10 protein-coding genes, 13 tRNA genes and 1 rRNA gene are annotated in these 13,820 nt (G+C 58.8%); 23 read left to right on the forward strand and 1 reads right to left on the reverse strand.

What is annotated here, in order from left to right:
• Positions 1-53 precede the first annotated feature (53 nt).
• The 6 genes from mutS (at position 54) to EV586_RS01470 (ending at position 7,166) form a co-directional block, all read left to right on the forward strand.
• Entirely contained in the window at positions 54-2,774 is a 2,721-nt protein-coding gene (mutS, locus tag EV586_RS01445; RefSeq protein ID WP_132943305.1) for a DNA mismatch repair protein MutS, read from the forward strand.
• The gene (gene mutL / locus EV586_RS20895; RefSeq protein ID WP_165898151.1) at positions 2,774-4,849 is read left to right on the forward strand and encodes a DNA mismatch repair endonuclease MutL; all 2,076 of its coding nucleotides are present in this window, start codon (positions 2,774-2,776) and stop codon (positions 4,847-4,849) included. Before mutS ends, mutL begins: the two co-directional genes overlap by 1 nt.
• Positions 4,850-5,644: a class I SAM-dependent methyltransferase gene (locus tag EV586_RS01455; RefSeq protein WP_132943306.1), complete on the forward strand. Its 795-nt coding sequence runs from the start codon at positions 4,850-4,852 to the stop codon at positions 5,642-5,644.
• Positions 5,644-6,582 (forward strand): tRNA (adenosine(37)-N6)-dimethylallyltransferase MiaA, encoded by a 939-nt coding sequence (miaA, locus tag EV586_RS01460; protein ID WP_132943307.1) that lies wholly within the window; start codon positions 5,644-5,646, stop codon positions 6,580-6,582. The genes EV586_RS01455 and miaA overlap by 1 nt, the downstream gene beginning before the upstream one ends.
• 44 nt (positions 6,583-6,626) lie before the next feature.
• Positions 6,627-6,857 (forward strand): RNA chaperone Hfq, encoded by a 231-nt coding sequence (hfq, locus tag EV586_RS01465; protein WP_038094535.1) that lies wholly within the window; start codon positions 6,627-6,629, stop codon positions 6,855-6,857.
• A gap of 99 nt (positions 6,858-6,956) precedes the next feature.
• Entirely contained in the window at positions 6,957-7,166 is a 210-nt protein-coding gene (locus EV586_RS01470; protein WP_132943308.1) for a hypothetical protein, read from the forward strand.
• A 119-nt stretch (positions 7,167-7,285) separates the two neighbouring features.
• Here EV586_RS01470 and EV586_RS01475 read toward each other — a convergent pair whose 3' ends face one another.
• On the reverse strand, positions 7,286-7,840 hold the full coding sequence (locus EV586_RS01475) for an Hsp20/alpha crystallin family protein (protein ID WP_132943309.1): 555 nt from the start codon (positions 7,838-7,840) through the stop codon (positions 7,286-7,288).
• A gap of 267 nt (positions 7,841-8,107) precedes the next feature.
• Here EV586_RS01475 and EV586_RS01480 point away from each other — a divergent pair.
• From EV586_RS01480 to EV586_RS01560, 17 genes are all read left to right on the forward strand, one after another.
• Positions 8,108-8,183 (forward strand) — tRNA-Trp (locus EV586_RS01480).
• 62 nt (positions 8,184-8,245) lie between these two features.
• Positions 8,246-8,320, forward strand: a tRNA-Gln gene (locus EV586_RS01485).
• 11 nt (positions 8,321-8,331) lie between these two features.
• Positions 8,332-8,414: transfer RNA gene (locus EV586_RS01490), tRNA-Leu, on the forward strand.
• A 23-nt stretch (positions 8,415-8,437) separates the two neighbouring features.
• Positions 8,438-8,514, forward strand: a tRNA-Arg gene (locus tag EV586_RS01495).
• Between the two features lie 8 nt (positions 8,515-8,522).
• Positions 8,523-8,598, forward strand: a tRNA-Ala gene (locus EV586_RS01500).
• A gap of 4 nt (positions 8,599-8,602) precedes the next feature.
• A tRNA-Asn gene (locus EV586_RS01505) sits at positions 8,603-8,678 on the forward strand.
• A gap of 5 nt (positions 8,679-8,683) precedes the next feature.
• A tRNA-Glu gene (locus EV586_RS01510) sits at positions 8,684-8,760 on the forward strand.
• A 111-nt stretch (positions 8,761-8,871) separates the two neighbouring features.
• Positions 8,872-8,947: transfer RNA gene (locus EV586_RS01515), tRNA-Val, on the forward strand.
• An 81-nt stretch (positions 8,948-9,028) separates the two neighbouring features.
• Positions 9,029-9,104, forward strand: a tRNA-Met gene (locus EV586_RS01520).
• Between the two features lie 3 nt (positions 9,105-9,107).
• Positions 9,108-9,184: transfer RNA gene (locus EV586_RS01525), tRNA-Asp, on the forward strand.
• A 22-nt stretch (positions 9,185-9,206) separates the two neighbouring features.
• Positions 9,207-9,297: transfer RNA gene (locus tag EV586_RS01530), tRNA-Ser, on the forward strand.
• 3 nt (positions 9,298-9,300) lie between these two features.
• Positions 9,301-9,374, forward strand: a tRNA-Gly gene (locus EV586_RS01535).
• A gap of 5 nt (positions 9,375-9,379) precedes the next feature.
• Positions 9,380-9,456 (forward strand) — tRNA-Ile (locus EV586_RS01540).
• A 67-nt stretch (positions 9,457-9,523) separates the two neighbouring features.
• A 5S ribosomal RNA gene (gene rrf, locus EV586_RS01545) occupies positions 9,524-9,640 on the forward strand.
• A gap of 69 nt (positions 9,641-9,709) precedes the next feature.
• A complete protein-coding gene (gene sspK, locus EV586_RS01550) occupies positions 9,710-9,883 on the forward strand; it encodes a small acid-soluble spore protein K (RefSeq protein ID WP_132943310.1) in 174 nt (57 codons plus the stop codon).
• Between the two features lie 131 nt (positions 9,884-10,014).
• Complete coding sequence (locus EV586_RS01555) at positions 10,015-13,170, forward strand: MMPL family transporter (protein WP_165898152.1); 3,156 nt, start codon at positions 10,015-10,017, stop codon at positions 13,168-13,170.
• 60 nt (positions 13,171-13,230) lie between these two features.
• Positions 13,231-13,806 carry a TetR/AcrR family transcriptional regulator gene (locus EV586_RS01560; RefSeq protein ID WP_243652920.1) on the forward strand — a complete coding sequence of 192 codons (576 nt, stop codon included), beginning with the start codon at positions 13,231-13,233 and terminating at the stop codon, positions 13,804-13,806.
• Positions 13,807-13,820 lie beyond the last annotated feature (14 nt).

Genomic DNA, 13,820 nt, shown 5'->3' on the forward strand with positions numbered 1-13,820 from the left:
GACTTTTGTTATAATGGACAACGAATGTGTGTAGAGCGGGAGGATTTAGCTGAATGGCGAAGTTTACACCGATGATGCAGCAATATATGGATACGAAAGCGCAGGCGCCGGACGCCTTGCTGTTTTTTCGCTTAGGCGATTTCTATGAACTGTTTTTTGACGATGCGGTGACGGCGGCGCGGGAGCTGGAGATCACGCTGACCGGCCGGGGCAACGGCTCCGATGAAAAAATTCCGATGTGCGGCGTACCGCATCATTCGGCGGAGAACTATGTCCTGCGCCTCGTGGAAAAAGGCTACAAAGTTGCGATCTGCGACCAGGTCGAAGACGCCTCGGCCGCCAAAGGCATCGTGCGCCGCGAGATCGTGCGCGTCGTGACGCCGGGCACGGTGATGGAAAGCAAGGCGCTGCAGGAGAAAGCGAATCTTTACCTTGCGTCGATCGTGCACAAGGACGGCGTGTTTGGCGTGTCGTTCTGCGACCTGTCGACCGGGGAACTGCTCGTCGTCGAGCATGCGGACGAGCAGGCGATGCTCGACGAGATGGTGCGCTACCAGCCGGCAGAAGTGGTCGTGCCGGCGGGCGAGGCGGAGAGCGAGTATGCGAAGACCGTGCAGGAACTGCTGCGCACGGTGCTGACGGCAGGCGCGGAGAAGACGCACCGCTTCGACCGGGCCGGTGAGACGTTGCGCGGGCATTTTGGCGTGATTTCGGTGGAGTCGTTTGGCCTGGCGGAGCACCCGCTGGCGGTGTCGGCAGCGGGGATGCTTTTGTCGTATCTGGCTGCGACGCAAAAGCGCAGCTTGAGCCACCTGAAGATGCCGTCCTACATCACGAGCGATGAGTATATGACATTGGACGCTTTCTCTCGGCGCAATCTGGAGCTGATCGAGACCTTGCGCGACAAGAGCAAGCACGGGGCGCTGCTCGGGCTGCTCGACGAGACGGTGACGGCGATGGGCGGGCGGCTGTTGCGCCGCTTTGTCGAGCGTCCGCTGGCCAACAAGCAGCGCATCGAGGAGCGCTTGGATGCGGTCGGGGAGCTGTATGACCAGTTGCTGCTGCGCGAAGATGTGCGCCAACTGCTCGACCTCGTCTATGACTTGGAGCGGCTGGTGGCGCGGGTGGCGTACGGCTCGGCCAATGCGCGGGACCTGCAGGCGATCGGCTCGTCCCTGTCGATCCTGCCCCATCTGAAAGAGCGCTTGGCGGGCACCGGGGCCGGGCTGCTGCAACACATCGCCGGGCGGATCGAAGATTTCGGGCCGGTCGTCGACCTGATCGAGCGCGCGGTGGTCGATGAACCGCCGGTGTCGTTGAAGGACGGCGGGGTGATCCGCGACGGTTTCGACGAGTATCTGGACACGCTGAAGCAGGCCAGCCGTGAGGGGAAGCAGTGGATCGCCAATCTGGAAGCGACCGAGCGCGAGAAGACGGGCATCAAATCGCTGAAAGTCGGCTTCAACAAAGTGTTCGGCTATTACATTGAAGTCTCGCGCACCAACGTGCAGTACGTGCCGGACACGTACGAGCGCAAGCAGACGCTGACCAACGGCGAGCGCTATGTGACGCCGGAGCTGAAAGAAAAAGAATCGCTGATCCTCGAAGCGGAAGAGAAGCTGCTCGATCTGGAATACCAGACGTTTGTCGGGGTGCGCGATGAAGTGGCGACTTGGCTGTTGAAGATCCAGCAGGCGGCGGAGGCGATCGCGCTGACCGACGTTTTGCAGTCCCTGGCGACGGTGTCGGCGAAGCGCCGCTATGTGCGCCCGGTGATCGCCACCGATGACCGGATCGTGATCAGTGAAGGGCGTCACCCGGTGGTGGAAGCGATGCTGAAAGGCGAGCCTTTTGTGGCGAACGATACGCTGCTCGACAACGATAGCCACCAGATCTCACTGATCACCGGGCCGAACATGGCCGGGAAATCGACCTACATGCGGCAGGTGGCGCTGATCGTGCTGCTCGCCCAGATGGGCTGCTTCGTGCCGGCCGATCACGCCGAGATCGGGATCGTCGACCGCGTGTTCACCCGCATCGGGGCGTCGGATGACCTCGCGGGCGGTCAGTCGACGTTTATGGTCGAGATGGTGGAGCTGGCGAACATTTTGCATCATGCCACGCCGAAGAGCCTGATCATCCTCGATGAGATCGGGCGCGGCACGTCGACGTTTGACGGCATCTCGATCGCGCAGGCGGTGGTCGAGTTCCTGCACCGGAATCCGCAGGTCGGGGCGAAGACGCTGTTTGCGACACACTATCATGAGCTGACGAAGTTCACGGAGTCGTTTGCCGGCGTGCGGCACTATTCGACGCATGTGCAGGAGCAAGGCGACGGGATCGTCTTCCTGCGCAAGATTCTGCCCCAGGCGGCCGACCGCTCCTACGGGATTCAGGTCGCCAAGCTGGCCGGGCTGCCGCAGGAAGTGCTGGCGCGGGCGCGGGAGATCCTGGCCGAACTGGAGCACGGCAAACCGGAGCCGAAGCGGGGCGTGTATCAGCCCAAAGACGATTTGGGCGGCGCGATGATCCTGCGCGACGATGTGGTGCGGGAGGCGGCGACGGCGTATGAAGCGGACGCGCCTGCCGCCAAGAAGAAGCAGCCGTCAAAAGAAACGGCACCGACGATGCAACTGTCCCTGTTCGCCGACGGGACGGCGGAGCATCCGGTGGTGGAAGAGCTGAAATCGCTTGACGTGATGAAACTGACGCCGCTCGATGCGATGAATCTGCTCTACCAGCTGCAGCAAAAAGCGCGGGGAAGTGAGGCATAATGGGAAGAATTGCAGTCTTGAGCGACCTGCTCGCCAACAAGATCGCCGCCGGGGAAGTGGTCGAACGCCCGGCGTCGGTCATCAAGGAACTGCTTGAAAACGCGGTCGATGCGGACAGCACACAGATCATCGTCGAGATCGAGCAAGGCGGGCTTGACCTGATCAAAGTCTCCGACAACGGCTACGGGATGGAGAAAGACGATGCTTTGAAGGCGTTCGAGCGCCACGCGACGAGCAAGATCAAGACGGACAAAGACTTGTTCCGCATCCGTACGCTCGGCTTTCGCGGCGAGGCGTTGCCGTCGATCGCCTCGGTGGCGAAAGTGGAAGCGAAGACGCGGACGCTGGAGGCGAATGAAGGAACGCTCGTCAAAATCGACGGCGGCACCCTGGTCGCGCATGACGTGTGCGCGGCGAAAAAGGGGACGGAGATCGCCGTGCGCGATCTGTTTTACAACACCCCGGCCCGCTTGAAGTATCTCAAGTCGATTCAGACGGAGCTCGGGCACATCTTGGACTATGTGAACCGGATGGCTTTGGCGCATCCGCAGATCTCTTTCCGGCTGTACCACAACGGACGGCAGGTGATCCAGACGCCGGGCGACGGGAAGCTCCTGCACGCGGTCGCGGCGATCTACGGCAGCGACATCGCGCGGCAGATGGTGCCGGTCGAATGGGAGACGTACGATTACAAGATCGAAGGGGTGGCGGGGTATCCTGAACTCAACCGGGCCAACCGCAACCACTGTTCGTTCTTCATCAACGGGCGCTTCGTGCGCAGCTACCAGTTGATGAACGCAGTGCAGTCGGCGTACCATACGCTCCTGCCGATCAACCGCTACCCGGTCGTCGTGCTGTCGCTGACGCTCGACCCGGGGCTGGTCGATGTGAACGTGCATCCGAACAAACTGGAAGTGCGCTTCTCCGAGGAGAAAGACGTGATGACCGCCGTGCAGCAAGCGGTGGAATCGGCTTTAAAAGGTCAGACCTTTATTCCGAAAGCGACGGCGAAGTCGTTCGATACAGAGCCAAAGGAAAAATCGTCGCAGGAGACGATGGACTTGCGGGTCATCTCGCCGCCCGCAGAGCCCAAGCCGGCGCCGACCGCGCCGGCCCGCTACGTGCCCGGCGCCAACGGACCCAAATACCGCGAACCGCTCCCGCAAGGCGGTGCCCTCGTCCGCGAAACGCCGACCACCGCCTACCGCCCGAAAGAGCGGGAGCGCGAACGGGATCAGCATCTGTCACGGCAGCAGGTCGACGCGGCGCTGGGCGCTTATCGCCGCCCGCCAGACGACCAGCCGAAGCGGGCGGAAGAAGAGCAGGTGAGGCTGTCAGGGCAAACCGGGCAGTCTAGGCAGTCTGGGTCCGACGCTGACGATTCGCGAGCGGAGGATGTTCTGCAGAGCGCGGCAGCGACTCCGGACCCCGAACAGGCATCGCTTGCCGCTGACGCAACGGCTCCACAGGAGCAAGAGGACGTGCGCGCCAACGTTCCGCAGTTCCAACCGGTCGCTCAGGTGCTGGGCATGTACATCGTCGCCCAGGACGAGACCGGCCTCTATCTGATCGACCAGCACGCCGCCCACGAGAAAGTCTTGTTCGAGAAGTTCTCCGGCAAGCTCGCCGCGCGCCAGCTCCATCCCTTGCCGCTCTTGGTGCCGCTTACGCTGGAGCTGACAGCGGCAGAAGCGGCGCAACTGGAAGAACGCATCCCGGCGCTGTTGGAATGCCAGATCGAAGTGGAGAGCTTCGGGGGCAAATCGTTTTTGATCCGCAGTGTCCCGGACATCTGGGAAGGGCAAAATACGCAGGCGCTGCTGCAGGAGCTGATCGACGAGCTGCTTCAGGAAGGCAGCGCCCGCAATCCGCTGCAGCTGATCGAAAACAAAGTCATCAGCAAAGCGTGTAAAGCGGCGATCAAAGCCAACCAATGGCTGTCGATGCCGGAGATGATCGCCTTGTGCGACCAGTTGCGGGAGCTGAAAAATCCGTTCACCTGCCCGCACGGCCGCCCGATCATCATCCACATGTCGAACTACGATCTGGAGAAGCAATTTAAAAGGGTGATGTAGGTGCAAAACCGTCCAATTACCGTAACCACCGGACTGAAAGTCCGCGCTGCATACGTCGAGCAGGCCCATGTCTACGCCGCTGCGATCGGCGGCACGTACGTCGAGCGCAACAAGCGCGGCTTAGGCAACATGCAGGAAATCTACGGGGATCCTCTGCTCGTCGTCTCCGAGCGGGTCAAACTGCATATCGGCGACGAAGAATTCTTTTTTCATCCAAGCATGGCAAATACAAGAATCAAGCGCCTGAAATCTGGCGACAATGATATCGTGATCGAGTATACAGACGCCCGCCCCGGCGATGTCATCCTCGACTGTACGCTCGGGCTCGGCTCCGATTCGATCGTGTTCGCCCATGTCGCCGGCGAGACGGGACGGGTGATCGGCGTGGAATCCTCGCCGGTCATCGCCTATCTCGTTCAGCGCGGCCTGCAGGAATTCACCGTCGACGTCAAAGCGGTGAATGAAGCGATGCGGCGCGTGGAAGTGGTCTGTGCCGACCACCTCGACTACATGCGCGCGTTGCCCGACAATTCGGTCGACATCGTCTATTTCGACCCGATGTTCCGCCGCACCGTCGAGAAGTCGCAAGCGATGGAGCCGATGCGCGTCCTCGGCAACGACCGCCCGATCGAGCTCGCCGCCGTCACCGAGGCGAAGCGCGTGGCCAGACGGCGCGTCGTGATGAAAGAGCGCTGGTACTCCAAAGAGTTTGCGCGCCTCGGCTTTCAAATTTTGCGCAAGTCTTCCGGTTCGACAAATTATGGGGTGATAGATCTGGAGGAGGCGGGCATATGATGGGGGCAAAACCAAAGATTCTGATCATCGTCGGCCCGACCGCCGTCGGCAAAACGGCGCTGAGCATCGCCTGCGCCAAGGAATTTGACGGCGAGATCCTCTCGGCCGACTCGATGCAGATCTACCGGGGCATGGACATCGGCACAGCGAAGATCACACCGGAGGAGATGGCAGGCATTCCCCATTACGGCCTCGATCTTGTAGCGCCCGACCAGCCGTTCACGGTCGTCGAGTTCAAAGCGTACGCCGACCGCGTCATCCGTGACATCGAAGCCCGTGGCAAACTGCCGATCATCGTCGGCGGGACGATGCTGTACGTGAAAGCGCTGATCGACCCGATGGATTTTACGGAAGCAAAAGAAGACCCCGAGTTTCGCCAACAGCTCTGGCAGCAAGCGGAAGAGCACGGCGGCGAACCCTTACATAAGCAGTTGCAGGAGATCGACCCGGTCACGGCGGAGCGCCTGCATCCAAACGATGTCAAACGCGTCATCCGCGCGCTGGAAGTGCATCATGTCACCGGCGTGCCCTTGTCTGCGTCTTTTGCCAATCAGGCGTCCGAAGGGCCGTATGACCCGGTGCTGGTCGGTTTGAATCTGGAGGACCGCCAGGAGTTGTACGACCGGATCAACCGGCGCGTGGACATCATGGTCGGGCAAGGGCTGCTCGCAGAAGTGAAAACCCTGTTAGCGGCAGGCTACCACCGCGAACTGCAAAGCATGCAGGCGATCGGCTACAAGGAGATCGTCGATCACCTCGAAGGGCGGCTGACGCTGCAAGAGGCGGTGGAAGCGGTGAAACAGGGTTCGCGGCGGTATGCCAAGCGCCAACTGTCCTGGTGGCGGCGGGAAGAGCGGATTCATTGGTTCGATGTCCAATCTACGAACGAACCAGAACGTTTACGAAAAATCCGCAACTTGCTAGAAGGAATTTCATAGAAGGGGTACGAATACCATATATAAAAAGAGTGGGGGTAAATATTTTGAACAAACAACAGATCAATATCCAAGATCACTTTCTGAATCAAATCCGCAAGGATAACATTCCGGTGATCATTTACCTCGTGAACGGATTCCAAATTCGCGGCGTTGTCAAAGCGTTTGACAATTTCACGATCATCGTCGAATCGGAAGGCAAGCAGCAAATGGTATACAAACACGCAATTTCTACGTTTACCCCGATGAAGAATGTAAGTTTCCACGCTGCTGAATAAGCGTTGAGATAGAAAACGCTTGAGAAGTGTTCCTCTGGAGCACTTCTTTTTTTATTTTCGGCGCGGGCGGGGAAGACTTGACGGTGAGGTGATGCAACCGTGGATAACCGTGAAGATCAAACGCTGCAGGGAGAGTCGATCGAGCACATCTTCAACATCCTAAATGATGTCAAAGCGGCCCAACTGCCCGTCTCCGATGCCCTCGATTCGTTGGCCTACTGGTATCACGAGGCGTTCCAAACGGGCGAGATCGACGTCGAAGAGCCGTCTGATGCCGACCTGTACGACGGGGAAGACATGTGGACGTAAGGAAACACGTCAGAAAAGACCGCAGCGCTGCCTGCGGTCTTTTTGGTCGCGAAACGATGTTGGCCTCAAGTCTTGTGTGCGCGTTTTGCCGTGCCGGTTGCGGCGGGGGCTTGCGGGAATCAGAAATTGATCGGTACGCTGTGGCCTTTGTTCTTCTGGCCTTTGCGGTTGTCTTTGATCATTCGGACTTCGAGCAGCCCGTTGCGGTATTGAGCGCGGGCTTGCTGCGGGCGGACGCGGGCGGGGAGGATGACACTGCGGTCGAAGTCGCCGCGGAACCGCTCGTCGAGGTGAAAGCGGTCTTTGGAAAAATTGCTGAAGCGGCCGACGAGCGACCCGGAGACGCTGAGTTGCTCGGGCTGCACATCGACATGGACGTCGCCGGAGGATTCCAGCCCTGGCACTTCGATCACGGCGACGACTTCCTGGCGGGTCTGGTAGATGTCGATGCGGGGGAAGAGGCCGCCGCTTGTCACATCGGTGCCGTGCAGCCCCTGACCGCCGAACATCCCCTGCCAGTCGGGCATCGCCTGCAGCTTGTTCAGCTCCGTCATCGGCAACTGCTTCATCACGTTTTGCAAAAACTGCGGACCAAACATGCGGCGCAATCCTTCGTTCATATTGCCGAGGCCGCGCATTTGATCAAAGGAGTTCCCGTTGTCATTGTTCACCATGCGCCTGTTTTCACCTGCCTTTCAGCTTCCTTCGCTATTACCAGCCTATGCAGATTGAGCAGGGAAAGGTGACACTGCGATTTTTCGTTTCTGGGGAAGAAAATTGAACCTTTTCTTGGCAGGCGGGCGATAATGTGCAGTTTTGTTCGCTCCGAACCGTTGAAAAGCGGTGCGGTACATGGTACATTATATCTCGTCAGGCGGACAGCAAATGAAGCGCTTGACGCTACTAGTGAGTTGTGATACAGTAGTTCTCACGAACAATACAGGGGTATAGTTCAGTTGGTAGAACGTCGGTCTCCAAAACCGGATGTCGTGGGTTCAAGTCCTACTGCCCCTGCCACTTTCTTAAAAAACACCACTTGCATCGCGTAGCGAGATGTGGTATATTATAAACTCAGTCGATGGGGAGTCGCCAAGCGGTAAGGCAACGGACTTTGACTCCGTCATGCGAAGGTTCGATCCCTTCCTCCCCAGCCATAGATCTTTGAGCGGATGTGGCGGAATTGGCAGACGCACTGGTTTTAGGTACCAGCGGGCGACCGTGGGGGTTCGAGTCCCTTCATCCGCACCATTTTCTCAAGCAACCATATATGTGTGCCCATAGCTCAGCCGGATAGAGCGTTTGACTACGAATCAAAAGGCCGGGAGTTCGAATCTCTCTGGGCACGCCATTTACCTTGGGGGTATAGCTCAGTTGGTAGAGCACCTGCCTTGCAAGCAGGGGGTCAGCGGTTCGAATCCGCTTATCTCCACCATTGTTCCTCAATAGCTCAGTTGGTAGAGCGCCCGACTGTTAATCGGATGGTCACAGGTTCGAGTCCTGTTTGAGGAGCCATACACGGCTCGTTGGAGAAGCGGCTTAACTCACCGCCCTTTCAAGGCGGCATTCACGGGTTCGAATCCCGTACGAGTCACCATTTTTTAAAGGTAGTTCAGCTAAGGGCGCGACGTCCTGTCGCAACGCTGAACACGGAACATCCTGTTCGTGACGTCCTGTCGCAACGATGTACACGGTACGTCCTGTACGTGGAGGTTTAGCTCAGCTGGGAGAGCATCTGCCTTACAAGCAGAGGGTCGGCGGTTCGATCCCGTCAACCTCCACCAATTTTTAAAACATTTTTAAAGGAAGGCCGACTAAGAACAGCGACGTCCTGTCGCAACGTCGGCACTCCGACATAATATCGTCGCGGGGTGGAGCAGTTGGCAGCTCGTCGGGCTCATAACCCGAAGGTCGCAGGTTCGAGTCCTGTCCCCGCAACCACATGGAGCTGTGGTGTAGTGGCCTAACATGCCCGCCTGTCACGCGGGAGACCGCGGGTTCGAATCCCGTCAGCTCCGCCACTTTTACAAATTCATATTACACGGAGAGTTGGCCGAGTCGGTCGAAGGCGCTCCCCTGCTAAGGGAGTATACTGGAAACAGTATCGAGGGTTCGAATCCCTTGCTCTCCGCCACTTGCGGATGTAGTTCAATGGTAGAACTGCGGCTTCCCAAGCCGCCAGCGTGGGTTCGATTCCCATCATCCGCTCCATACACGGGCCCATAGCTCAGTTGGCTAGAGCGCACGACTGATAATCGTGAGGTCGGAAGTTCGAATCTTCTTGGGCCCACCATTTAAGGTAGATCGACTAAGATCAGCGACGTCCTGTCGCAACGTCGATCGACCGTACATCCTGTACGTCTAGTGATAATGTCGCAGAGGTCACACCTGTTCCCATCCCGAACACAGAAGTTAAGCTCTGCAGAGCCGATGGTACTTGGACCGCAGGGTCCTGGGAGAGTAGGACGTCGCTAGGCGAAGAGAAAGGCGCAGTCTGTATAGACTGCGCCTTTTTGCGTACTTTATAGGGGAAAGGGGGATTTACGATGCGCAACAAAGACAACCACCCTGGCAATTTTGGCGGTCCGAAGCCGTTTGCGAACCCTAAGGCCAAGCCGGAATATGCTCCGCTGCGCCCGGACGGCTCGATCGCGCCGCGCCCGCAGGAACGGATGAAAGAAGGCGCGCAGCAACACGACCACCCCAACTCAAACGACTGATCCTCTCCAACCTGAGCCTGCCCTGGGCTCAGGTTTTTTTAGTTGTTGACACAGTGTCATTTTTCGCGATATAGTAACTCTTGTGATTAAATGACACGGTGTCATTGTCCATCAGAGGAGGGGAGAGACCTTTGATCGAAACATGGATTCGCGGCTTGGCGAAGGCCCGCTGGTTTGTGCTGATATTGTGGGTGGCGCTGGTCGCAGGCTCTGTCTTCGCATTGCCCGATCTCGGGAAGATCGTCGCGGAAACAGAGACGAAGTTCGTTCCGTCTGACGCCGAATCGGAGCAGGCGAAACAGCTTCTGGAGCAGATCACCACCGAAGATCAGGCGGGATCTACAGCGATCGTCGTCATGCACCGCGACGGCGGGCTGTCCGCCGGCGACCGGGATTGGCTGAAGGCGAAATGGGAAGAACTGAACCGGGACAAAACAGAACTCGGCATCATGAACACCCAGACCGCGTTCGAAGAACCGTCGCTGGCCGAAAAGTTTGAAAGCAAAGACAAAACCACCCAGATGCTCCTCGTCGGCTTCCCGCGTGAAGACGCAGCGGAAGTGACGCAAGCGAGCGTCGACAAGCTTCGTGAACGGCTCACCGAAGCGCCGGACGGTGCAGAAGCATACGTCACGGGCGGCGCAGCGATCATGAAGGACTACATGGCCACGTCGCAAGAAGGGTTGAAGAAGACGGAGTTCCTGACCATCGGGCTTGTGCTCGTGATCTTGCTGCTCGTCTTCCGCTCTCCGATTGCGCCGTTTGTGCCCTTGTTGACCATCGGACTGTCATTTGTCCTGTCCCGCGGTCTGGTCGCCTTGGCGACTACATTCGGGTTGCCGGTATCTTCGTTCACCGAGACGTTTCTCGTCGCCGTCTTGTTCGGCGCCGGGACCGACTACTGCATCCTGCTGATCCACCGCTTCCGGGAAGAGCTGTCCAATGGCTTGGAGCGAGTCGATGCGCTGGTGAAAACGATGCAAACGGTTGGCAAAACGGTCGTCTTCTCCGCTTCCACCGTCCTGATCGGCTTTTTCATGATCGGATTCGCGAAATTCGGTCTGTATCAGTCGGCAGTCGGGGTGGCGATCGGGATGGCGGCAACGCTGATCGCAGGGCTGACGCTAACGCCGGCCTTGATGATCATCCTCGGCCCCAAGATGTACTGGCCGTTCAAGATCAAGCCGGGCAAAGATCACGGCGAATCGAAAATGTGGGGCGGCATGGCGGGCCTCGTGTCCCGCAAACCGCTGCTGGTGCTGTTGATCACCGTCATCGTGCTGTCCCCGCTGACGCTCTTGTTCCAAAACGAGCGCTCGTTTGACGAGATTGCCGAGATCAATCCGGAGATCGGATCGGTCAAAGGATTCCGCACCGTCGAAAACGCCTTCTCGTCCGGGGAGATGTTCCCGGTGACGGTGGCGATCACCACCGACCAGTCGATGCGCAACGCCGAGAGCTTGGCGGCGCTGGAGAAGATTTCGGAGAACGCCAGCCATGTGCCGGGCGTCAAAGAAGTCCGCAGTGCAGCGCGCCCGCTCGGCGAGCAACTCGAAGAACTGGTGCTCAGCAACCAACTGGGTCATGTCAACGACGCGCTCGGCGATATGTCGTCGGGCGTCACCGAACTGAAAGACGGTCTGACCGAAGCAGCAAACGGTCTGACCAGCGGCAACGGCGACATTACCAAGCTGGAAGACGGCTTGGGCGAGATCTCGACCAACCAAGCCAAACTCGCGCAAGGCACCGGCCAAGTCGCACAAGGCTTGCAGCAAGGCGCTGAGCAGATTCAATCAGGTCTGCCGAAGCTGCAGGAGCTCAGCTACGGGCTTGGCGAGCTGAAGTCCAACACCTTCAAGATCCAATCGGGTCTGGAGACGATCAGCGGCGGCTTGGGCAGCGTGCAGGCAGGGCTGACCGGCACGGCAGCAGGCGTTGAGAACCTGCAGCAGACCTCCGCGTCGATGGCAGCCGACCTGCAGCAGCTCGCACAGACCTACCCGGAGCTGGCGAACGATCCGTCCTTCCTCGCGCTGCAAGGCAAGCAGCAAGGCGTGACACAAGGGCTGACCGGCGTCGCGCAAGGGCTCGGCCAGATCAATCAAAATCTGCCGGCGCTGGTCGGCGGTACTGCAGAAGCGGCCAAAGGGCTCGGCACAATCGCCGATGTTCAAGGGCAGATGCAAGCGGGCGCGGCGCAATTGCCGGGCCAGATGGACCAGCTGGCGCAAGGCTTGCACCAGTCGGTGTCCGCGCTGAACCAGATCACCAGCGGCCAAACGCAGCTGGCAGACGGCGCGAAGCAGGCGGGCAGCGGGGTAGGCGAGCTAAAAGCCGGCCTGAACGACCTGAACAAAGGTCTTGGCGACGGCACCGACGCGCTCGGGCAGATCGCCGACGGCCTGCATCAAGTGCAAGATGCGCAGAGCGGCATGATCAAAAACGGTTCCAAGCAGATCGAAGGCTGGTACCTGCCGCCGGAGATGGTCGATGAAAATGAAGACCTGGAAAAGGCGTTTGACGCCTACCTCTCGGCTGACGGCAAAGTGGCGAAAGTGGAAGTGGTGCTCGACATCAACCCCTATTCCCATGAAGCGATGAATCGCCTGGACGACATCCGCGCTGCGATTGAACAAGGCGCATACGGCACGGTCCTGAAGAACCCGGAGCTCAAATTCACCGGCAACACCGCGTCGTACCGCGAACTCGAAGGCATTTCCAAAGCCGACTTCTTCCGCACGGGCGGCCTGATCCTGATCGGGATCTTCATCGTCCTCGCTCTGATGCTGCGCTCGGTGCTGGCACCGGTCTACCTGCTCGTGTCGCTCGGCTTCTCGTACCTGGTGACGATGGGGATCGTGGAATGGGTGTTCGTCGACCTGCTGGGCCAGCCCGGCCTGTCATGGACCGTTTCCTTCTTCGCCTTCATGCTGCTGGTTGCGCTCGGGGTCGACTACTCGATCTTCCTGATGGCGCGCTTCCGTGAAGAATACAAGGAAACGCAGGACGTCGTGACTTCGATGAAGCGCGCGATGACCACCACCGGCGGCGTGATCATCTCCGCGGCGGTGATCATGGGCGGCACGTTTGGCGCGATGATCTTCTCCGGCGTGTCTTCGATGGTGCAGATCGGCGCTTCTGTGCTGATCGGCTTGACGATCTACACGACGATCGTGATGGGGCTGATCGTACCGGCGCTGGCGATCCTGTTTGGCGAAGCCAACTGGTGGCCGCTGAAGCGTTCCAAAAAGTCTTCCGTTACGAAAGAAGAAGCTGTACAATACTAAGAAGAAAGGGGCGTGCACAACGCCCCTTTTTTCTAAAGATTTGAGGTGTGACCTTTGCAAGTGCAGAAAAAAGAAGTGCGTCAAGAGCGGATCTTGACAGAAGCCGCGCGGCTCTTTGTGGAAAAAGGCTACGAACAGACCACCGTTAGCGACATCGTCAAAGCTTGCGAGATGGCGCGCGGCACCTTTTACCTGTACTTTGACTCTCTGGAGTCCGTTTTGACCGAGCTGTTTCGCAACACCACCGAGCTGCTCTGGGACGAGATCGTGCGCATCAGCGGCAACAGCCTCGTCGGGGACGAGGTGCTGAAGACGATCATCACGGCGCTGTTCCGCGCCTTGGCTGAGAAAAAGGAACTGCTGCAAGTCTATCGTTCCGGCGGCGGGCATGACTTCCAGCTCTTTAAGCACCGCGCCTTCTGTGAAGGCATCGGCAACCGCGTGGTCGACCTGATCAAACAGGGGCAGGAAGCGTGCGAACTGCGCGTCTTCTCACCGGTGCTGGTGTCGCAGATGATCGTGTCGCTGGTCGATTCGATGGCCTATTACGCCCTGGTGCTCGAGGAAGGGAAACTGGATCTCGAGCAGGTGGTGGAGGAGTTGTGCGACTTTATCTTGTACGGGATCTCGAAATAACCCCTTGCCAAAAT

This window comes from Tumebacillus sp. BK434 (assembly GCF_004340785.1).
Taxonomy (GTDB): domain Bacteria; phylum Bacillota; class Bacilli; order Tumebacillales; family Tumebacillaceae; genus Tumebacillus_A.